Origin of the sequence: Rhizobium sp. CSW-27 (assembly GCF_018760785.1) — a bacterium.
GTDB lineage: Bacteria > Pseudomonadota > Alphaproteobacteria > Rhizobiales > Rhizobiaceae > Neorhizobium.
Map to the genome: position 1 here is coordinate 1 of NZ_JAHHZO010000101.1, position 216 is coordinate 216.

At 61.1% G+C, this 216-nt stretch carries 1 protein-coding gene; it reads right to left on the reverse strand.

The window, feature by feature from the left end:
- Positions 1–216 (reverse strand): hypothetical protein (locus KLP42_RS27535; RefSeq protein WP_215571177.1); only part of this gene is annotated, 216 nt, incomplete at both ends.

Here is a 216-nt window from a genome sequence, read left to right on the forward strand (position 1 = left end):
CCTGTTCGTCGCAGATGTTCGCCGCCGTCACATAACGGTCGATCGGCAACAGGTCGGGGTCCATCCCCATGCCGAGGAACAGGTCACCATTCCAGGAGAAGCCACGCCGGTAGTTGTAATCCATCACCACCGGGTTTTCCGTGAACTCATAGGTGCTGTCGTCGCCCCAGCGATGATCGCCAGCGCCGCCGATCGAGGAATCCTTGCGGGGGTCGT